This window comes from Legionella sp. MW5194 (assembly GCF_016864235.1).
Lineage (GTDB): Bacteria > Pseudomonadota > Gammaproteobacteria > Legionellales > Legionellaceae > Legionella_C.
This window is the reverse complement of sequence record NZ_CP045732.1, coordinates 999,794-1,019,631: the sequence shown is the minus strand read 5'-3', so window position 1 is coordinate 1,019,631 and position 19,838 is coordinate 999,794. Positions and strand designations below refer to the sequence as shown.

The following is a 19,838-nucleotide window of genomic DNA, read 5'->3' as shown; positions in this document are numbered from 1 at the left end:
CCCGGCTCTAATAATAAGGTGTACATGAATGGGTAAAGAGTTTGATAAGGCGTTAAGCAGTCTTGATAAAATAGAAAAAATTTTATCCGTTGTCGAAACCATCACTCCCTTCCCACCACACAGTCTTGATGCTTATCGCCTTTCTGCCGAATCCCTTCGCTTTCAACTGTCAAACCTGTCTGAAAATGCACCGGCCACTGATGTGAAAAACAGGCTGGTCAAACTCAAATCGCTCATTAAAAACATCATTGTAAGCCATCTGGATAACATCACAGCGCCATTGCACCTCACCTGGAATCCAGCCACAGCGACCACTACGCTTTCACTCAGTCAATTGAACATGCTCAGCGAAAACCTGGCCACTCAACTCATTGAACACAATCAGGCCACCAGAAAATCACTTAACCTGTTGCGTAAGAAAATAGCCGCCAGAGCCCCACAGGAACTGCTGGTGGAATTTGATGAGATGCTAAAGAAACTGGAGCAGTCTCCTGCAAGCCCTGTATTGCCGGAAACCATCCGTTATTTAAAGAATAACGCACAGATGTATAAAAACAAACCAAAAACCGTGGCCGTCTCCATAGAAGAAGAAAAAAAACCGCAACTTCCTTTACTTAATACAATTGAAGCCCTGCGACTTGAACTTGAAGAGCAGGTTAAAATTCATAGCCAATTGGCCAATCCGTCGTTTTTACCTGGCTTTTCAGAGGATTTTCTGCTGTCTGGCTGGGTAGCCCGTTACCAGGAAACAACCAGTGATGCGGACAAGGCAAGGCTTTTTATCATGAGCCGAATCCAACACACCCTGGAATACCCTGACTACCATGACATTTTAATCAGCGAATTGCAGCGAACAGTTGACCTGCTCAAAGAGACTAACCAACAACGAAACGCATTGGCCGAAAAGATCCTTGCCCGTGAAGCCCTGGTTTATCCCTCAGAACTTGATCCGGTGGTGCTGGAGCAGCTCATGCTGGCGGCCAAAATTACGCTTAAAAAACAGTTTGAAACCTTTCTGCTGACTTTTTGCATTATCGATATTAATAATAAAGACGATAAGGACACCCAGTTTTTTGTTAAAAACCTGCTGCAATTCACCACGGAATTAAAGCAAAAATTTCAAAAATACCCCACGATCGTTCATTCCGGCACGATCGACAGGCTACACGATCAATTGCTGATGCACCTCGGTGAAAAAAAGCGCTTTTTACTCTGGGGAACTGCCTTATCCAAAATGGAAGCCAAAGACATCAGCGCGTTAAGTAACGAACTGTTTGATGTTGCCCTGCCGGTCAAAATCGATAGGCAAATGTACAGCAAATCCATTGCTTCTTATTATAATTTAACTGCTTTTATCGACGCATTCCCTATTCAAGCCATTAAAGATTATCATGTTTTAAAAGAGATCAATGACCAGGAACACCTTCAAATCGTAAGCAAAGAGAAAACGATTTTAAGCGATATCGCTGCACTCACGGAGGAGCTCTCAGAATATTTTCTGCTGTTGCCTGAGGTGTTGGGCGACAATGGTCCCTGGAAATCAGCACGCAGACTGCTTGGCGAGTTGGAGACTTTCCGTTCCGAAGTAGAGAATGAGACCGGCCCCTACATAGAGGAGAGGGAAAAAACGCTTGAACTGGTTTCTCCCTTAGACAGAGTTCACCGCTTGGCTTCCTTGCAGGAAAAACGCCTGGGCCAAATCGCAAACCACACAAAAATTTTAATGGACCTGCAAAAGCAGGCAACACCTTTAATCCACCTGCTCAAACAGCAATTTGAAGAGAAGAAAAGGGGATTAAAACAACGCTTGAATGACGAACTGGTCGATGCCGAGGCTGCATTGCGTTTTATTCAATCCACTCCCGAACTGACTTTCAACGAACAGGAAAAGAACGAATTTGAGAGCGCTGTGGAACTGGCCACCAAGCTGATGAGCACAGTCGCTGAGAGTAAAGAGAACCTCTTCAAGTTAAGACGGGAGACTGACGCTGCAATTAATCAATTAAAAAGTCGCACCGAACAGGTAAAAGAAAAACTTAAAGCCCATATAACGCCTTGTTTCAAAAAAGCCAACGCGCTCTATGAGGAGTACCCTTACCCGCTTCTTGATGAGGATAATCCCCTGCAATTCAGTCTAAAAAAAGCGCATGAAAACTTCAAAAAAACGCTTGAAACACTGGATAGGGCCTTTGCCGGTTTAGATACACTGCAAGGCGGTGAGTTTAAGGAATGGGCCAACCGATGGAGGCTGGGAGAAACACGATTCGTCTCGGCATTTGAGCACTACCGACAAAAGATCCTGGACGCCATGGAAATTGAGCGGCGTTTAAAAACAAAGACTTATAAAACTTCCTGTGAAATCTTAGCCAAGCTTGAAACCGAATTTGAACGCCTGACTGCGAAATACATTGACCAGGCTATCCATAAAACCGCCGATGAGAACGAACTAGCACAGCTTCAGCAACTAAAATCCCTGCACAAACTCCCACTGGTGGAGTGTAAAAAAACCCTGATGGACAGAGTGGATCCCAGACTTCATACCCTGGCCAGCATGCATGCGGAGTTTAGAGGAATCAATCAGGATTACATTAATGAAAATGTCCGTTTAAGCCAGGATGAAACCTATTTTTCCGAGTTAAAAGCCAGTGCGGACAAGCACTTCAGAAATAACAACATGGAGAAACTGTCAGACGGCATACGCCACAAATGGGTTCAGTTTCTGCGAATCAATGTCTTAAAACCTTTGCAGGCTTTGTCGTTTAATGTTGGTAATTATTTAAAATCCCAAAGCCAGGAACTTTTCTTTGTAACCTTTGGTGCCTGCCGCACTGAAAGGGAATTGGCTGAATTCGGTCATCACCTGTCCAGCCGCCTGGTGGCCCCGACGGCTTAATCAGGCGGTGAGAGACTCTCGCGCCAATTGCAAATCGTCGGCGGTGTTGATGTCCTGCAGCGGCTTCACACAGGCTTCGTCTACCCGAATGCTGTACCCTGCCCACAACACCCTCAGTTGCTCAAGCGCTTCAAGCTGCTCCAGTTCGCAGGGAGGCCAGGCAGTCAACTGGAGTAAAAAAGCAGCACGGTAAGCATACAAACCAATGTGCTTATACACCATGCGCAGGCTTTCCCTGTCATCACGATGAGCAGGAACAGGGCTGCGTGAAAAATAAAGGGCATTGTTGAATTGATTACGCACCACTTTAACCACATTAGGGTTATAAAGTTGCTCCAAATCGCCAAGGGGCCAGCACAGCGTCGCCATTGGCGCCTTTGCCTGGGCTAAACTGTCGGCCACCTGCCTTATTAATTCCGGCGCGATAAACGGCTCATCCCCCTGCACATTGACAATGATGTCGTCCTCACGGTACTCCCCGTTTTGAATCACTTCAGCAATACGATCCGTGCCGCTCTGATGATCAATGGAAGTCATCACGACCTTCGCCCCAAAGGCTTCGGCGTGCGTTGCAATGTCGTCATGGTCCGTGGCGATGACAATGGACTTGGGCTTAGCCAGCACGGCCTGACGGTAAACCCGCTCAATGACGGTGAGTTCTGCAATTTTCATCATCAATTTGCCGGGTAAACGCGACGACTGATAGCGCGCTGGAATCACCACATGAAAATCAGTCATAATTTTTCTTTCTCATCCAGGGGAATGAGTCGGCCTTCCTGCTCGAGCATGACCGGAATGCCATCTCGAATAGGGTAGGCCAGGCGGTCGAAACGGCAAATCAATTCCTCGTCTTTTAATAACAGCTTGCCCTTGCACAGCGGGCATACCAACACATCCAACAAACGCTTATCCACGCGCTTCTCCTTGAGTAACCTGATTACGAATGTACACGGGTGAGGCCTCTTTGGCGTTAACCGCTTTGATTTTTTGAGCCTGCACGAGGCGAATCATGGCCGGTGCTTCAGGAAAAATCGATTTTTCTATGGTTATTTTGTCGATAATCTGCGCGCTCAATTGCGAACGGTATGCGCCAAAACCAGCACCGACAAGCACAATGGACTCCGAATGCGGTACAGGAATATCGGCCGCGTCGCTGACCCGCTCTTGCACGTCAAGGGATGCGTCAGTAAAACAGGCCCAATACAATTGCTGCATACGGGCATCCAGCAGGGCCAGTAACGGCTGACTGCCCCAGGTGATCTGGTGCTGATGCAGGTATTCTTCTGCTATTGCGGCGAGGCTGCTGACAGGATACAGCGGCAGATCATGAGCATAAGCCAAGCCTTTGGCCACACTGCAGGCGATACGCAAACCGGTGAAACTGCCAGGCCCCCGTCCAAAAGCGATGCCATCCAATTGCGGCAGAGAGCATCCCGCCTCATTTAACAGACGCTCAATGGCCGGGAGAAGGAGTTGGGCATGCAGGCGTTCAGCTTGATGGCTTTCATGCCATAAGCGGCCATTGACCGATAAGCCAATGGAAGCCTGCGCAGTGGATGTGTCAATCGCCAGCAAGTTCATGATTTAAAGCCAATTCGTTAATAAAATGAAGCACACGATTAAGCTCACGGGTTTTTCGCAGCACCGGTAAACTGGCAAAAATCTGCCGTCCATACTCACGGCCGGTCAGCCTGGGGTCAGCCAGCATCAACACGCCTTTGTCCGTGACATCCCGAATGAGACGGCCTACTCCCTGCTTTAAAGCCAGCACCGCCGCCGGCAACGACAACTCATCAAAACCGGACAGGCCGCGTGCTTTGTAATAGGCCATTTTACCACGAACCACCGGATCAACCGGGCTCGCAAAAGGCAACTTGTCGATAATGACGCAGGACAAGGCCTCGCCCTTCACGTCCACCCCTTCCCAGAACGTGGAAGTCCCCAGTAAAACCGCGTTACCCATCTGTCGAAAACGCGCCAGTAAAATCGGTTTCGCTTCATCACCTTGAATTAAAAGAGGATAGTTTAAAGTATTGTGCAGTAGTTGAGCAACTACTTTTAATGCCCGGTGACTGGTAAACAAGAAAAAGCAGCGCCCGCCACAGGCGTTAATCACGGGCACGGCCTTGTCGAGCAAGGCTTCATAGTAACGGTGATCTTTGGGATCCGGCAAATGGCGGGGGAGGTACAGCAAGGCCTGCTGCTGGTAATCAAACGGGCTTGGCAGCGTCAGGGTTTCCGCCCCGGTTAAACCCAGGGGCTTTAAAAAGCAATCAAAGGACGCGGCCATGGTCAATGTCGCGGACGTAAACACATAGGCGCATTGTTTTTGTGCCAGCAACTGATGGAATGAGTCAGCCACATCAAAGGGGGTGGCGTGCCACACCAGGGTATGCTTGAAACGCTCCAGCCAACGGATATGACTTGAGTCTTTGTCTGCAAAACGCTGCATAATGGCCTGATAGTCCTGAAGACGGGCAATCAAACGCGCAACGCCGGCTTCGCGTTCAATACCCGCCTCCTCAATGGCCGCTGCCAATTGCTCAAAAAAACAAAGCAACGATTCCCAGGCAGCGATAAACCCCTTGTTTTTCGACGCGTCCTCCCAGGCCATACGCTCCTCATAGCCTGTCAAGGTCAGATGCAATTGATCAATGAGCTTGTCAAGCTCGGTACTCATGGCTTTAAACGGGCGATTCGGTAAATCAAGCACCGGCCACTCGCGCAGTAAATCCTCAAGCAGATCCGTGAGTTGACGGGTGCCTAAACGCTCGCCATTAAAATTGGCTGCGATCTCTGCCAATTGATGGGCTTCATCAAACACCACGACATCGACGCCAGGTAGTAATTCACCGAAGCCATCCTCTTTAAGCCTTGAATCTGCGAAAAACAGGTGATGGTTAATCACCACAATATCCGCCTCCATAGCCCGTTTGCGAGCTTTGACTAAAAAACAGTCCTGATAAAACGGGCATTCGCCACCCAGGCAGTTTTCAGCGGTCGAAGTTACATAAGGCCAGGCCAGGGAGTCTTCACTGATTTCCGGAAGTTCAGCGCGTTCGCCAGCCGTTAACAGGGGTAATTTTTCATGCACATTGAGAATGTCATTGATGCATTGGGGATTTACAAAACGACCTTCCTCCGTATGCAATTGCGTTCGGTAGCGGCAAATGTAATTGGCTCGGCCTTTTAAATTCTGCACTCGCACAGACAGGCCAAGCGCCCTGACCAGCAAGGGTAAATCTTTTTGAAACAGTTGATCCTGAAGGGTTTTGGTGGCAGTGGATATCAACGCTTTTTTGCCGCTTAAAAGGCAGGGAATCAAGTAGGCAAACGTTTTGCCCGTTCCGGTACCCGCCTCAGCAACCAGCATTGACTGTTCCGTGATGGCTTTGGCAATGGCTGAGGCCAATTCAATCTGCGCCTGCCTTGCGACAAAGCCCGGAATGGCCGTACTGAGACGCCCTTTTGCACCCAGAACCCGCTGGCAAGCCGCTATCGCGTCTTCTGCGACGACGGGATCTATTTCGGCCACTCTTTTTCGAGGTACTGAAGCTTGTCAGTGACATTTTCCCAGGACTTGGCATCCTCTGGCGCTTCTTTTTTTGATGTAATATTGGGCCACTGCGGAGCAAGTTCCGCATTCAAAGCCTGGAATTGTTTTTGTTCCTCCGTCAAATCGTCTTCCGAGACAATGGCCTGAACCGGGCATTCGGGTTCGCACAATGCACAATCGATGCACTCGTCCGGATGAATAACCAGGAAATTGGGCCCCTCATAAAAACAATCGACCGGGCATACTTCCACGCAATCGGTGTATTTACATTTAATGCAATTTTCAGTGACTACAAAGGTCATATATCAACTCTTAAGCCTTTATCAAATGATGCTTATTAAAGCATAAATCCGCCTGTTTCTGCCAGTGTTGAATAAAATGGGCGAAGGTCCGTTTACCGATAGCCGGATGATTATTCAAACCATAATTTAGGCCCCAGCGGCACGATCTGAGTGGGGTTAATGGTTTTGTGGCTGAAATAATAATGCTGTTTGATGTGAGTAACATTCACGGTGTCACGGATACCGGGAATGTCATACAATCTGACAAGATAGGCCTGCAGGGCTGGATAATCCTGGATACGGCATTGATTGGTTTTAAAATGACCATAATAGACGGCGTCAAACCGAACCAGCGTCGTAAACAGCCGCCAATCCGCTTCCGTTAATTGCTCCCCGACCAGCCAGGTATGGTGGTGCAAATGTGCGTCCAATTCATCCAGGGTAGCGAATAATTCAGTATAGGCTTCATCATATGCAGACTGAGTGGTGGCGAAACCGCAACGATAGACGCCGTTGTTGACTGTGCGGTAAATGGTCTCATTCATCGCGTCGATGGCAGGCCTTAAAGCCTCGGGGTAAAAATCCTGTTCATCACCCGTCAGGTGATTAAACGCTGAATTAAATTGGCGAATGATCTCTGCGGATTCGTTGCTGACAATGGTTCTGGTTTTTTTATCCCAGAGCACCGGCACGGTAACCCGTCCTGTGTAATCAGGGACTGCCTTGACGTAAATCTCATGGAGGTAGCGCAAACCATACAGCGTATCGCCCGTAGCGCCCATGCCCTGTTTGAATTCCCAACCGTTCTCAAGCATGTGCGGGTGCACAATGGACAGGCTGACGTAATCCTCTAGCATTTTAAGCTTTCTGAAAATCAGCGTCCGGTGTGCCCAGGGGCATGCCAGAGATACATACAGGTGGTAACGATTCTTCTCCGCAGGGAATAGCGCCGTTGGATCCGCTTCAATCGCCCGGTTAAACTGCGCCGTCTCGCGTTTGAAGGCACCACCGGTTTTGGCAGTGTCATACCATTGATCACGCCATTGTCCCTCAACCAATAATCCCATGGCCTCTCCTCGGGTTAGCCTAGCAGGAAACGGAAACTTTTCTGAATTTCATTCAAACTGAATTTATTAAGAAACAGGGAAAAACTCATCCAGGCACTTAAGGCGGCCAAATCACGGAAAGGCGGCGGCAGGTAAATCGGTGCTGTGAGCAGATTCATGTTGCGTAATTCGTTAAGCAGCGGCAAATCATCCAGCACCAGTTTGCCGGCAAACAATAAAGGAATGGAATCGATGTGCCGTTGACTGATGGCAAAGCGGATGAAATTATAAATCATCACGAAGCCTTTGGCATAGGAAAGATCTTTGGTAAACGGCCCGCCATCCGGCGTGCTGCCGCGAAATACGCGCACGGTTTGATTGTAACTGTCATCCTCGCTTAATCCGCACTCGATAAAATAGCGGTAGATGTCGACGAACGTAGCGCCCTGCCTGACTTTGTCCAGCGCAATCACCCGATTGGTAATTTTGCGTATGCGGCCAGGATAAGATGAAAAGGTCACAACCTCTGTTATCACAGCCAATCCTTCCTGAATCACACTGCTCGAAGGCGAGCCTTTCGACAGGAAAAAGCAATACGGCTGCGTAGCGCCATTTAAGGTGGTACCGACATGCACCCAGCCTTCGTGGACTTCCAGGTAACGCAAATCCCTGTCACTGAACATGGCTTGCTGGCTTAATTTGATGCTGTCGGCACCCGCGGCTGCATCAGCGACCATGTCGTCGCTGACCATCACGGTAATCTTGCCAGGGTGTTGGGAAAAGAAGGAGCTTAAACGCGACTCCAGTATGGCCTGGGCCTCCTGCGGGGTATACCGTTTCATGTCCGCATCGGATTGCAATTGCACATCCAGAGCCGTTAATACATCAAACAGCAGGGTGCCGAGTTCAGACAGACGGGGGCCTCCTGAGTAAAACGCGTCGTCCGGGCTGCCATACAGCTCCATTGACAATTCGGAAAAAGCAGGAGTACCGCGCGCTTCCAGCATCTGCACGGCACGACAATACTCCTCGCACTGGCGCTTAATCAGGCGGGTAACGGGTGAATACTGTCCCAATTGATTGATGGTGTCGCGTAAAATCAGACGGAATTCTTCCTGTTTTTCAACAGCATCAAAGGGTAAGGGTTTTCCGAGATAGTAGTCCCGATTGATTAAAGGCAACTGTTGGGCTTTCTTTTGGAAAAAGTCTTTCTTGATGCTTTCATCCCATTTGATGCTGTCTAAAATGCGAATTTTACGTTGCGCTTCCACCAGCCTTCTGGAGATATCCTGAATTATTTCTGACTCATTGGTTTCCATAGACATACGCGTCAACCTCAATAGTTGGCCGCTCCTTGGCTGCTTTATTCAATCTTAGCAGATGGCGGCTCAATACTCACCTTGGCTTTGTTATCCTGAGCGGGTAAATCATAAAAATGACTCACATTGTCGCTGGTCAACGGCGACGGCACCACAAGGCCAGGCCCATTGCGGCTCTGCAGGTATTTCTGGTCGCTGTTGTTTTTAACATGCGAACACCCGCTGGCAATCAAGGCTAAAAACACGATAAAACTGACTTTCTTCACAACAAACCTCTTCATTATATCAATTGTAATTTTTGTAATACCTGCTCAAGTTCAGGCTGATGCGATTCACTCAAACAGGTCATGGGCAGGCGTAATTCACTGCTGATTAGGCCCATTTTACTTAATGCCCATTTGGCAGGAATGGGATTGGACTCGATGAACAACAACTTGTGCAAGGGTGCCAACTGGTCATTGAGACGCAAGGTACCGGCCTGGTCATCATCAAAGGCTGCATCACAAAGCTTGGCCATCTGCCGGGCAGCCACGTTGGCGGTGACGGAAATCACCCCTTTGGCTCCGGCTAAAAGCCATTGCGCGGCGGTTTCATCATCCCCGCTGTACACATCAATGCTGTCGCCGCACAACCTTAAAATCTGCTGCAGGCGCGACATATTGCCCGTTGCTTCCTTAATACCGATGATATTTGAAATTCTGGCAAGACGAGCCACGGTTTCCGGTAATAAATCACAGGCTGTTCTGCCCGGAACATTGTACAGAATAATGGGGATCGGTACGGCAGAGGCAATCCGGCTGTAATGCTGATAAAGCCCTTCCTGGGTGGGTTTAATGTAAGCTGGCGTCATGATAAGCGCCGCATGGGCCCCGCATTCCATGGCCATTTGGGTTAAATGGATGCACTCTTTCGTCGCATTGGCGGCGGTACCGGCAATAACAGGAATGCGTTCGCGCGCCTGGTCAATTACGATTTTGATTACCAGCATTTTTTCATCACGGTTTAATGTGCCAGCCTCCCCCGTTGTTCCGGCAGGGACAATGGCATGCGTGCCGGCGCTGATGTGAAACTCAACGAGTTCCCGCAAGCGCTTGACATCCACCTTGTCATCCAGTAACGGCGTGACTAAAGCCACAATGCTGCCACGAAACATAACCACCCCTGATTCACGTTTGAATTACCCAATACTACTGGTGCCCCGATAATTTCTCAAGTTCGAATCCACAAACCGATAAAATCAAATAATGTACAATTTGGGTTAATTTGTACTAATATGACTAATGAAGGAACAAAAAGAGAGGAACTTTACCATGAAAAAAACACTCCCTATAGTACTCTTTATAGGATTATCAACAACAATCCTTGGTGGATGCACCTCAACACAGGTAGGGACAGCCGCAGGCGCTGGTATTGGCGCTGGCGTAGGTTATGCGGTGTCCGGTGGTGACGCCCTGGGTACTGCCATTGGCGCAGGCGCTGGTGCATTGATCGGCAACCAAATCGGCCAACAGGAAGACAGACGCCGTTACTATCGTTACTATTATTACTGATAGTCATTTTTGCCTCAATCCTTCATCAGGATGTGTTGAGGCAAAATAAAAATTCATTGCTATACTGATTCTGTTACTGGTTTAATCGATCGGATAAACGGAATAAATTCCAACCTGAAAAACCCAAGGGTTTATTCAGGTTGACGCATTGACAGCCGCTTTAACGGGGCGCTTGATAAGAACGATAACAACAAGGAATGTTAGTATGCAATTAAAAAACAAAGTGTCTGTGGTCACTGGGGCTGCCAGCGGCATTGGCAGGGAAATCGCCCATCTTTATGCCCGCGAAGGCAGCAAGGTCGCCATTGCCGATCTCAATCTGAACCAGGCCCAGGCAGTAGCCGATGAAATCAAGGCCAAGGGCGGTCAGGCCATGGCTGTCGCCATGAATGTCACTGATGAAGTACAGGTCAATAACGGCATTGATGCCGTCGCTGATCAGTTTGGCGGTATCGATGTGCTGGTCAGTAATGCGGGTATTCAAATCATTGAGTCTGTGGACAAGCTGTCTTTTTCTGACTGGAAAAAAATGCTGGCCATTCACCTCGACGGCGCCTTTTTAACCACTCGCGCGGCCTTGAAATACATGTACCAAGCCAATAGCGGCAGTATTATCTACATGGGCTCTGTCCATTCCAAGGAAGCCTCTCTGTTAAAAGCCCCTTATGTGACTGCCAAGCACGGTCTTTTAGGCCTCTGCCGCGTCGTGGCCAAAGAAGGTGCGGCGCATGGCGTACGCGCCAATGTCATTTGCCCGGGCTTTGTCCGTACCCCGCTGGTTGACAAACAAATCCCCGAGCAAGCCAGGGAATTGGGCATCTCCGAGGAGGATGTGATTAAAAAAGTGATGTTGAAAGAAACCGTGGACGGTGAATTCACCACGACGGATGACGTGGCCGAGACCGCTTTGTTTTTTGCCTCCTTTAAATCCAATGCGCTCACAGGCCAATCGCTTATCGTCAGTCACGGCTGGGTAATGGAATAGTGGCTGCGCGGCTCAGACCGAACCGCCAGCACGATTATCTGGCGTGTTCTTTACAGGGAGGCGGCGCCCTTGGCACTTATCAGGTGGGTGTGTTAAAGGCGCTGCAGGAAGCCAATTATTTTCCAGACTGGTTTGTCGGGACATCCATTGGTGCGATCAATGCCGCGCTGGCCGCAGGCAATCCACCAGAGGATCGTTTCCAGAAAATGCTGTCGTTTTGGGAAAGCGTCACCACACCCACCTTTTTTGATGTGGATGCATGGCACAATGATCATGCCGGACGACGCTGGGAACACTTCATGTCTGCTCAATCCGCGTTATGGTTTGGACAACCCGGTTTTTTTACGCCGCGCTACCCCCAGCCGGAATTGAGCCTGGAAAATGCCATTGACAAAATCAGCTATTACGACACGTCCGCACTGAAAGGAACCCTGGAGCGGTTGATTGATTTTGATCGCATCAATGCGGGTGAAACGCGATTGAGCGTCGGTGCCGTTGAAGTCTGCTCAGGAGCCGTTGTTTACTTTGATTCGGCGAAAGAAACCCTTGGCCCTGAACACATCATGGCCAGCGGCGCCCTGCCCCCGGGGTTCCCTGCCATTGAAATTGAAGGCAAATTCTACTGGGACGGCGGGATTTCCAGCAACTCGCCAATCAGTTATGTATTGAGCCAGAATCCCTCTAAAACCCTGTTGTGTTTTATGGTTCACCTGTTTAACTCCCTGGGATTAAAACCTTCGTCGATGGATGAAGTACTCAAACGTAAAAAAGACATTGAGTATTCGAGCCGCTTTGTTGAAATTGTCAACATGCACAAAGAAATCCACTCGTTGAAATACCGCATTAAATTGCTGTCTGAATTTATTCCGGAACAGGCCAAAGAAAAAAATCCCGAAGTGGAGGATTGCTTAAGCTGCGGCTGTGATAAAACAGTCGCGCTGGTACGTTTCCTTTACCCGGGAGACGACACGGATTTAGCGTCGAAGGATTATGAATTCTCCCGCAAATCGGTGATGGAACGCATCGCCGCCGGCTACCGCGATGGCCGCCGTGGCCTGGAAAAATCACCCTGGCTTGCAGAAATACCCGAACTGTCTGGAATTGAAGTCTATGATATGGCGGTCACACCCACTCACCTCACAGGAGTTTTATCATGAAGGAATCCGATGTCAAAGATCAGGCCTTTGCCATGCCGTTTACCTGCCCCTGCTATCCCCGAGGCCCTTATCGGTTTATAAACCGCGAATATTTGATTGTGACCTATGAAACTGACATGGATTTGCTGCGCGAGGTGGTACCTCAGCCATTGGAAGTCACTGAGCCCCTGGTTAAATTTGAATTTATTCGCATGCCGGACTCCACCGGTTTTGGCGATTACACGGAATCCGGCCAGGTTATTCCTGTTCGTTTTCAGGGAAAAAGCGGGGGCTATACCCATGCCATGTTTTTAGACGATCTGCCCCCCATCGCTGGCGGGCGGGAAATCTGGGGATTTCCCAAAAAACTGGCCCAACCGACGCTGGTTGTTGACAAGGAAGTCCTGGTTGGCACGCTGGATTATGGCCACACCCGCATTGCCACTGCCACCATGGGCTACAAATTTCAGGCGCTGGACAGTAAAAAAGTGGCCGAATCCATGTCAACACCCAATTATTTATTGAAAATCATCCCACACGTCGATGGCACGACCCGTATCTGCGAACTCGTGGAATATTATCTCAGCGATTTGACGGTCAAAGGTGCCTGGACAGGACCGGCGCAACTGGAACTCTTCCATCATGCCTTAGCCCCTGTCGCGTCCCTGCCGGTTAAACGGGTAGTGAATGCCGTGCATCTGCAATCGGATTTGACCCTGCCGTACGGCAAAGTGGTTCATGATTATATGAATCAGTAGCAGCGTCAGAAAGGTATGTTTTTTGCTTTTAAAATGGAAATTGTATGTAAGCATCCTGTATTACGTTAAATAGGAAATTATTACATGCTTATTATTATCGGTTACATCGTAATTCTGCTTTGTGTTTTTGGCGGCTTTGCCTTAGCCGGAGGGCATTTGGCGGCCGTTTTTCAGCCACTGGAATTGCTTATTATCGGTGGCGCAGCGGTAGGCGCTCTGATTGTAGGCAACAGCCCCTCCGTTTTAAAAGCAATCGGCAAAGCCTTGCCGGCGGTATTCAAGGGCCAGAAATCAGAGAAAGTGATGTACATGGATTTGCTGGCGTTGCTTTATGCGCTACTAAACAAATCCCGTCAGGAAGGATTGATGTCATTGGAAACCGATGTCGATGATCCAGCGAACAGCCCCATTTTCACTAATTTTCCGCGCCTGATGGCCAAACACCACATCATTGAATTCATCTGCGATTATTTTCGGTTAATCATTACCTCCAATCTCCAGCCTCATCAATTGGAAGCCTTGATGGACAGCGAAATTGAAACCCACCATAACGAAGAAATGATCCCGGCCCAGGCCATCACCAAACTGGCAGACGGAATGCCGGCTTTCGGGATTGTCGCCGCGGTATTGGGGGTGGTGCATACCATGGAGTCCATTCACTTGCCGCCTGCCGAACTGGGGGTTTTAGTGGCTCATGCACTGGTAGGAACCTTTCTGGGTATTCTGCTGGGTTATGGTTTCGTCGGTCCAGTCGCCAATGCCATGGAACAACGCGCCAATTCATCGCAACTCATGCTGAATTGCATTAAAGTCACTATACTTGCCAGCATGAATAACAATCCACCCATTATTGCCACCGAATTTGGACGCAAAGTGTTGTTTTCTGCTTCAAGGCCATCGTTTAACGAGCTGAATGAACAAATCAAATCGGCATCGACGATTGCCAAACCCGAAAGTGAATAACCAGTAAGAGGCTTGTGTGGACGGCAACGACAGCAAAGACAAGGATAAAGACGCCCATCCCCCCATTATCCGTAAAATCAAGAAACACGGGCATGGCCATCATGGCGGCTCCTGGAAGATTGCCTATGCCGACTTTGTCACGGCGATGATGGCGTTCTTTCTTCTCATGTGGTTGCTGGCCTCTCTCAATAAAGCGCAAAAAGAAGGCTTATCCGAGTATTTCAAACAACCGCTAAAAATCGCCCTGCTCGGCGGCGACAGCATGGGTTCGCGTGACATCAGCGTGCAGGGTGGTGGGCAAAACATCGAAAAGAAAGATGGCCAGGTTTCAGCCAGTAATCAGCCCATCAATGAAAAAAAAGAGGCGGCAAAAATCAAGGATCCCGGGAGTCAGGCCGAGGAAATGAAGCAGCTTGAAAAATTGAAATCCGACATCATGCTGGCCATGGCCAAAGATCCGGCCTTAGCCGATCTCAAAGACCAGTTGCTTATGGATGTGGTTTCCGAAGGCTTGCGTATTCAATTGATAGACAATAAAAACCGACCCATGTTTGATATGGGAAGCGATAAAATGGATCCACAGATGCAGCAGATCCTCATTAAAATTGCCAAGCTTCTTAACAAAATGCCCAACAAGGTTAGCATTCAGGGTCATACCGACGGCCACCCATATCAGAATCCCGAAGATTTGGAATTGACGAACTGGGAGCTGTCAACGTTGCGCGCCAACACGGCACGTCGGGCCTTGATTAAGGCTGGGATGAAAGAAGACAAGGTTCTTGAAGTTACGGGTTTTGCCTCAACGGTACTGCTTGACAAAACGGATCCGTTTAACCCCAATAACCGCCGCATCAGTATCATTGTGATGAAAAAAGAAGCCGAAGAGCAATTGCTTAAAAACGTAGCGCCTAAAGCCACAGACAAACAAATCAGCATGCCCGACACTTCGCCGGCCAAGACGGAGGTGACTCCCGCGCCCACCACCACTCCCACGCCTGCACCCAAGCCAACCCCGGTCAAAACGCCATGATGCGGGATTAAGCGGTAACCCCGGAGCTCATGATGCAGTCCCCCTGTTCGCCCAGCATGAGCATAACGCGAGTTTTAAACGGCTTGTAAATATGAAAAATAATACGATACACAGTCACTTGCTCATCGCCAATCGGCTGGGCTGTCGGGGGAATGTCCGACATGAAGGCATAATAGCTGCTTAATCCCAAAGGATGCAGGGTGTAATTGACTTTTTCTGATTTCAACTCCCTTAAGTAAGCCAAACCGCGGTTGCGTGAGAAATCATAATCGTAGTCAACCACCACCTCGGCATTACGTAGAAAAGAGGGGCATTGATTATCGCGTTCTATCGTGGTCAATTGGAGTTGCACACGGCCCTGTTCGGGCGCGGCCTCGCCAGGCAAACTGGTGACGAGAAATAACAGAAAAAGTAATTTTTTCATCATCCTGCGGTCTTTAATCGAAAGGTTAAACTTACCGCGCAGCAGAAAAAATAACAAGCCTCAAATTCAGGCCATCAGCACTGGAACCGAGGGCTCTTGAGCCTGGACCACCGGTTTTTCATCCTGTCGACAGGTGTTCCCGAATACGCTATGCGCTCGAGGAGCTTGAAGTTTGGGTTTCGCCAGTTGTTCATCCACGAGATCAGTCAGGCAAACCTGGGTATGCGTACCGCCCAGCAGGCCGCGAATCTGGCGGATAATCCACAGTTCGGAGCGTAATTGCCGAATGTATTGCAATTGCGGCACCTTATCGACATTCAACGCCTTTCTGAAATCCAGCAAAATCCGGCGCAGCTGCGGATTATCAGCCTGGGCTTTGATAAAGGTTTCCAAAGCGGAAATGGCCAAGTCCTTTCTCATTTTGAGGGTAAAGCGCTCGTCTTCGCCAATGGTTTGGAACACTGCCAGCAATTCAGCCAGGCTGGCCGCTTTTTCTGCCCTGCTCAGATGAGCTGTAGGGAGGCTATAATCCAACAATTGCTGGCGAAGATCGTCAGGCATTGGGTGCTTAATTCCCTGTCTGAGTAAATGACTGGCTATAAAAAACGGGTTTTTTCTCGGATCGTCCAAGGTCTGCTTTTTTTCTTTTACCAATGAAAGCTGGCTCATCACCAGCTGCATGGGCGTCATTCCGTCTTCATTTCTTTTGCGAGCAAACTGGCTGAATGAATCCCAGGTTTCATCATAACGGTAATCACCCAGACGGATGGCCGTATGCATGGGGGTGTCTTTTTCCTTGAAACCATTGTCTTTATCGGTGCATAAAGCCAAATGAAAAGCCGTTTCCTTGCGAAAATCAAGCTGTAATTTTTCTTTAATAAGGGGGTCGACACCGGTAAAAATGTCATCTTCAATGGTATCGAGGGCCTTATCACCGCCCCCATGAAGGGCTTCAACAAAAGTTCGAAATTCGCTAATCGAAAAAAGCACCGCCCGCAACCGGGCCTGCCTTGCCACAACCGCATTGGTAATTAAGGTGATTTGGGCGCGGGAAGCGGGGTTATTGCGATCAAAGCCTTGCGCCACATCGTCTTCAATGAGTTGGCGTGGAATAAGAATATGCTTGTAAAATTCCTGCCATTTGGCGCGCACAAACTCATCATTGGTCGACAAGGCCGAAAACGCGGTAATTTCGTCTTCATTATTATAGACTTTCGGGTCAAAGGGTTTAACGAACAAACGACGGCTGGTCGGCCAGTAATGATTCTGCGAATCCAGCAATTTAGGAAAATGAAGCAAATCCCGCTCGGTGATATTAAACGCATTCTTCTGATAGAGCCAGTTGGCTACCCGGGCATGCCCATGTGACATCACGCTGTCGGCCATCATCAGGTCATGATCGATTTTCATGAAAACAACGTGGGGTTTATAGCCTTTATCTGTCAGCTTTTGTGTCACGTAAAAACAAAAATTGCCTTTATGCAGATCATCTTCTTCAAGCGTGTACGCCGCTGCCAGCACACTGGCCAGGGAGGCCATGTCGAACGTCAGGCTTCCATCCTTAAAAGCGCTGGTTAAACGGGTAAAAAAACCGGACGGGAGGTCATTAAAAAAATGGATGGGTATTTGGTCGGGTTCAGTATAAACCTTGGGTTCAGGCTTGAGGGTACCGTCTGGATCGATGTCATAAAACGCAACCCCTTCCCCTTCACGTTCCATCGCCGTGTAGCCAAGGTACTCTGACAGTACCCCGGTAATTTTGCCTTCATTCGTGACCAGTGCCTGAACCGCTGTCAGCCGGGGTTTTAAGAAACGTGAGGCAAGCGCACTGAAAGCCACCTCCATCTGCGAAGCCAGCGTTTCTCCGTGTTTGTTTTCTTTATAAAAAATGCTTTTGGGGGTAGCGTTAGTCTCAAGCCTTGCCTTATAGATGACATGACCTGTGCGCTTTAATTCTTTTTTGCCTTTAATATGTTTTAGGTCTACCCATTCCGGCATGATACTCTAGGCTAATACAGCAATATTTGCATATTATTTTATCAGTTTTGAGACTGCTTGAGAAGCCCCTGTCTGATCAAAATTTGGATTTTTCATCTTCCTCAATGGTCAAATCCACCTCGCCGCCGAGGCCGCGCTCTTCCGACAGACGAATCTGCAGACCGACGTTATTTTTAGAATCAGCAAAGCGAATGGCATTTTCCTTGCTGATTTTGCCGGCCTTGTATAAATCAAACAAGGCCTGGTCAAAGGTTTGCATGCCCTGTTCGCGTGAGCGCGCCATGACTTCCTTGATTTCGTCAACCTTGCCTTTTTCTATCAAATCGGCGATGTAGGGCGAATTAATCATGATTTCCACCGCCGGTACCCGCTGTTTATGCAAGCCCGGGATCAGCCGCAGTGAGATAATGGCGCGTAAATTCAATGATAAATCCAGCAGCAACTGGTGTCTTGCATCTTCAGGGAAAAAATTAAGGATGCGATCCATGGTTTGGTTAGCATTGTTGGCATGGAGCGTCGATAAACACAAATGCCCGGTTTCAGCATAGGAAATGGCATGCTTCATGGTGTTGCGATCACGGATTTCCCCAATGAGGATAACATCGGGTGCTTCGCGCATGGCATTTTTTAAGGCATTATCGTAATCAAGGGTGTCTATACCCACTTCCCGTTGATCGACAATGGATTTTTTATGCTTATAGAGGTATTCAATGGGATCCTCGATAGTCAAAATATGGCCGCGATGATTTTCATTGCGGTAATCAATCATCGCCGCCAGGGTGGTGGATTTACCTGAACTGGTTGACCCCACCACCAGCACCAATCCTCGCAGCTCCATGACAATGGAGTTTAATACCGCCGGAAGTTGTAATTCTTCAATGGTTGGAATAATGCCTTTAATGTAACGAACAACCATGGCGGTTTCACCGCGTTGTCTGAAGAGATTGACACGAAAACGACCTATTCCGCCAATGGAGATCGCCATGTTGAGTTCCATGGTGGCCTCAAATTCCTTGCGTTGCTCGTCGTTCATGATGGAGGCCGCGATTTCAGCCATTTGCTGGGACTTAAGCGGTGCTTGCCCAATGGGTGAGGTAATGCCTTCAATTTTGATATTGGGCGGTGCGCCGACGCTGAAAAAGAGATCCGATGCCCCACGATCAACCATCAATTTAAAGAAAGGTGTTATATCCATATAGTCAAACCATTGTTCTTTTTCTATCTTAATTGTAGATAAAAAAATCAATTAAGCAATTTTGCGCTAAAATTAACACGGGTGACAGAATTTTTCTCCAGTGGTTCTTCCCAGATGTACCGCGAATTGACAGGTTTATCGTTATGAGACATTTTTCACGCGAATCAGTGCACATTCCTAATCCACGCCTGCTGGCTGCCGTTTATTTTGCCCTGATTGCCATTGTGTTGACGATTGTAGTCAGTACCGTGCGTTATGCTTTGGGATTTGATCAGTCCATGCATATCGTCAAGGCCATTGTTTTAGGAGGGGTAGTGGCCGCCTTTTTTGGCGCGTTGTTTGGGCGCCGACTTTTAAGCCTGCGGCAGCCTTGTTGGCATAAAGCCTTCCTGCTGGGCTTTTTAATGGCTATGGTCGCTATTCCTGTTTATGACTTGGGTCTCCTTTATCTGATGAAAGATTTACCGCACCCTGCCTTTAATGAAGCCTCTTTTGAACAAACAATGGCGATGTATTTGTTTGTCGTGACCGAGAGCTATATACTGGGAGGATTAGGGCTGGGCTTAATCCTCGGATTGGCGGCGGTGTATTTGCGAAATAAAATCATTTATACCCTGCTTCACATCGAAAACAATCCGAAACGGTTAAGGTACAACCGCAGCCAGAGAAATTATAAACGTAAACTGCGGGCGCATCACCATTAA

The 19,838-nt window shown here is 48.6% G+C and carries 20 protein-coding genes; 8 read left to right on the top strand and 12 right to left on the bottom strand.

Annotation, left to right across the window (positions count from 1 at the left end):
* The first annotated feature begins 28 nt into the window (after positions 1-28).
* The gene (locus tag GH742_RS04820) at positions 29-2,893 is read left to right on the top strand and encodes a hypothetical protein (RefSeq protein ID WP_203456333.1); all 2,865 of its coding nucleotides are present in this window, start codon (positions 29-31) and stop codon (positions 2,891-2,893) included.
* Here GH742_RS04820 and kdsB read toward each other — a convergent pair whose 3' ends face one another.
* The 9 genes from kdsB to dapA form a co-directional block, all read right to left on the bottom strand.
* Positions 2,894-3,634, bottom strand: a complete 741-nt coding sequence (gene kdsB, locus GH742_RS04815; RefSeq protein WP_203456851.1) for a 3-deoxy-manno-octulosonate cytidylyltransferase — start codon at positions 3,632-3,634, stop codon at positions 2,894-2,896.
* Positions 3,628-3,807, bottom strand: coding sequence for a Trm112 family protein (locus GH742_RS04810; RefSeq protein WP_058532086.1), 180 nt, complete (start codon positions 3,805-3,807; stop codon positions 3,628-3,630). Before GH742_RS04810 ends, kdsB begins: the two co-directional genes overlap by 7 nt.
* The gene (tsaB, locus tag GH742_RS04805) at positions 3,800-4,474 is read right to left on the bottom strand and encodes a tRNA (adenosine(37)-N6)-threonylcarbamoyltransferase complex dimerization subunit type 1 TsaB (protein WP_239005283.1); all 675 of its coding nucleotides are present in this window, start codon (positions 4,472-4,474) and stop codon (positions 3,800-3,802) included. Before tsaB ends, GH742_RS04810 begins: the two co-directional genes overlap by 8 nt.
* Positions 4,455-6,266, bottom strand: a complete 1,812-nt coding sequence (locus tag GH742_RS04800) for an ATP-dependent DNA helicase (RefSeq protein ID WP_239005318.1) — start codon at positions 6,264-6,266, stop codon at positions 4,455-4,457. Before GH742_RS04800 ends, tsaB begins: the two co-directional genes overlap by 20 nt.
* A gap of 149 nt (positions 6,267-6,415) precedes the next feature.
* Positions 6,416-6,751, bottom strand: a complete 336-nt coding sequence (fdxA, locus tag GH742_RS04795; protein ID WP_058532084.1) for a ferredoxin FdxA — start codon at positions 6,749-6,751, stop codon at positions 6,416-6,418.
* Between the two features lie 110 nt (positions 6,752-6,861).
* Positions 6,862-7,797: a glutathione S-transferase family protein gene (locus GH742_RS04790; RefSeq protein ID WP_203456332.1), complete on the bottom strand. Its 936-nt coding sequence runs from the start codon at positions 7,795-7,797 to the stop codon at positions 6,862-6,864.
* Positions 7,798-7,811: 14 nt separating this feature from the next.
* Positions 7,812-9,101, bottom strand: a complete 1,290-nt coding sequence (locus tag GH742_RS04785; protein ID WP_108292188.1) for a flavohemoglobin expression-modulating QEGLA motif protein — start codon at positions 9,099-9,101, stop codon at positions 7,812-7,814.
* Between the two features lie 38 nt (positions 9,102-9,139).
* Positions 9,140-9,361, bottom strand: a complete 222-nt coding sequence (locus GH742_RS04780; RefSeq protein ID WP_203456331.1) for a hypothetical protein — start codon at positions 9,359-9,361, stop codon at positions 9,140-9,142.
* 14 nt (positions 9,362-9,375) lie between these two features.
* Complete coding sequence (gene dapA / locus GH742_RS04775; protein WP_203456330.1) at positions 9,376-10,248, bottom strand: 4-hydroxy-tetrahydrodipicolinate synthase; 873 nt, start codon at positions 10,246-10,248, stop codon at positions 9,376-9,378.
* 157 nt (positions 10,249-10,405) lie between these two features.
* On the opposite strand from dapA, the gene GH742_RS04770 reads away from it, so the two are divergent.
* The 6 genes from GH742_RS04770 (at position 10,406) to motB (ending at position 15,517) form a co-directional block, all read left to right on the top strand.
* Positions 10,406-10,645, top strand: a complete 240-nt coding sequence (locus GH742_RS04770; RefSeq protein WP_108292192.1) for a glycine zipper domain-containing protein — start codon at positions 10,406-10,408, stop codon at positions 10,643-10,645.
* A 205-nt stretch (positions 10,646-10,850) separates the two neighbouring features.
* Entirely contained in the window at positions 10,851-11,630 is a 780-nt protein-coding gene (locus GH742_RS04765; protein WP_203456329.1) for a 3-hydroxybutyrate dehydrogenase, read from the top strand.
* On the top strand, positions 11,630-12,787 hold the full coding sequence (locus GH742_RS04760) for a patatin-like phospholipase family protein (protein ID WP_203456328.1): 1,158 nt from the start codon (positions 11,630-11,632) through the stop codon (positions 12,785-12,787). The genes GH742_RS04765 and GH742_RS04760 overlap by 1 nt, the downstream gene beginning before the upstream one ends.
* Positions 12,784-13,524, top strand: a complete 741-nt coding sequence (locus GH742_RS04755; RefSeq protein ID WP_203456327.1) for an acetoacetate decarboxylase — start codon at positions 12,784-12,786, stop codon at positions 13,522-13,524. Before GH742_RS04760 ends, GH742_RS04755 begins: the two co-directional genes overlap by 4 nt.
* An 84-nt stretch (positions 13,525-13,608) precedes the next feature.
* Positions 13,609-14,487 (top strand): flagellar motor stator protein MotA, encoded by an 879-nt coding sequence (gene motA / locus GH742_RS04750; RefSeq protein WP_108292200.1) that lies wholly within the window; start codon positions 13,609-13,611, stop codon positions 14,485-14,487.
* Between the two features lie 16 nt (positions 14,488-14,503).
* The gene (gene motB, locus GH742_RS04745) at positions 14,504-15,517 is read left to right on the top strand and encodes a flagellar motor protein MotB (RefSeq protein WP_203456326.1); all 1,014 of its coding nucleotides are present in this window, start codon (positions 14,504-14,506) and stop codon (positions 15,515-15,517) included.
* Between the two features lie 7 nt (positions 15,518-15,524).
* Here the strand turns inward: motB and GH742_RS04740 are convergent, their stop codons facing one another.
* From GH742_RS04740 to GH742_RS04730, 3 genes are all read right to left on the bottom strand, one after another.
* Entirely contained in the window at positions 15,525-15,944 is a 420-nt protein-coding gene (locus GH742_RS04740; RefSeq protein ID WP_203456325.1) for a hypothetical protein, read from the bottom strand.
* Between the two features lie 63 nt (positions 15,945-16,007).
* Complete coding sequence (gene ankK / locus GH742_RS04735; RefSeq protein ID WP_203456324.1) at positions 16,008-17,939, bottom strand: Dot/Icm T4SS effector AnkK/LegA5; 1,932 nt, start codon at positions 17,937-17,939, stop codon at positions 16,008-16,010.
* 76 nt (positions 17,940-18,015) lie between these two features.
* On the bottom strand, positions 18,016-19,134 hold the full coding sequence (locus tag GH742_RS04730) for a PilT/PilU family type 4a pilus ATPase (RefSeq protein ID WP_203456323.1): 1,119 nt from the start codon (positions 19,132-19,134) through the stop codon (positions 18,016-18,018).
* Positions 19,135-19,277: 143 nt separating this feature from the next.
* Between GH742_RS04730 and GH742_RS04725 the strand changes: the two genes are divergently transcribed.
* Positions 19,278-19,838, top strand: a complete 561-nt coding sequence (locus GH742_RS04725; RefSeq protein ID WP_203456322.1) for a hypothetical protein — start codon at positions 19,278-19,280, stop codon at positions 19,836-19,838.

Coding starts and splice junctions, on each gene's coding strand:
- GH742_RS04800 (WP_239005318.1), bottom strand. CDS start 6,266: ATGCTGGTTGCTGAGGCGGGTACCGGAACGGGCAAAACGTTTGCCTAC.
- ankK (WP_203456324.1), bottom strand. CDS start 17,939: ATGCCGGAATGGGTAGACCTAAAACATATTAAAGGCAAAAAAGAATTA.
- GH742_RS04730 (WP_203456323.1), bottom strand. CDS start 19,134: ATGGATATAACACCTTTCTTTAAATTGATGGTTGATCGTGGGGCATCG.
- GH742_RS04785 (WP_108292188.1), bottom strand. CDS start 9,101: ATGTCTATGGAAACCAATGAGTCAGAAATAATTCAGGATATCTCCAGA.
- tsaB (WP_239005283.1), bottom strand. CDS start 4,474: ATGAACTTGCTGGCGATTGACACATCCACTGCGCAGGCTTCCATTGGC.
- motA (WP_108292200.1), top strand. CDS start 13,609: ATGCTTATTATTATCGGTTACATCGTAATTCTGCTTTGTGTTTTTGGC.
- GH742_RS04725 (WP_203456322.1), top strand. CDS start 19,278: ATGAGACATTTTTCACGCGAATCAGTGCACATTCCTAATCCACGCCTG.
- GH742_RS04790 (WP_203456332.1), bottom strand. CDS start 7,797: ATGGGATTATTGGTTGAGGGACAATGGCGTGATCAATGGTATGACACT.
- GH742_RS04765 (WP_203456329.1), top strand. CDS start 10,851: ATGCAATTAAAAAACAAAGTGTCTGTGGTCACTGGGGCTGCCAGCGGC.
- GH742_RS04755 (WP_203456327.1), top strand. CDS start 12,784: ATGAAGGAATCCGATGTCAAAGATCAGGCCTTTGCCATGCCGTTTACC.
- GH742_RS04740 (WP_203456325.1), bottom strand. CDS start 15,944: ATGATGAAAAAATTACTTTTTCTGTTATTTCTCGTCACCAGTTTGCCT.
- dapA (WP_203456330.1), bottom strand. CDS start 10,248: ATGTTTCGTGGCAGCATTGTGGCTTTAGTCACGCCGTTACTGGATGAC.
- GH742_RS04770 (WP_108292192.1), top strand. CDS start 10,406: ATGAAAAAAACACTCCCTATAGTACTCTTTATAGGATTATCAACAACA.
- GH742_RS04820 (WP_203456333.1), top strand. CDS start 29: ATGGGTAAAGAGTTTGATAAGGCGTTAAGCAGTCTTGATAAAATAGAA.
- fdxA (WP_058532084.1), bottom strand. CDS start 6,751: ATGACCTTTGTAGTCACTGAAAATTGCATTAAATGTAAATACACCGAT.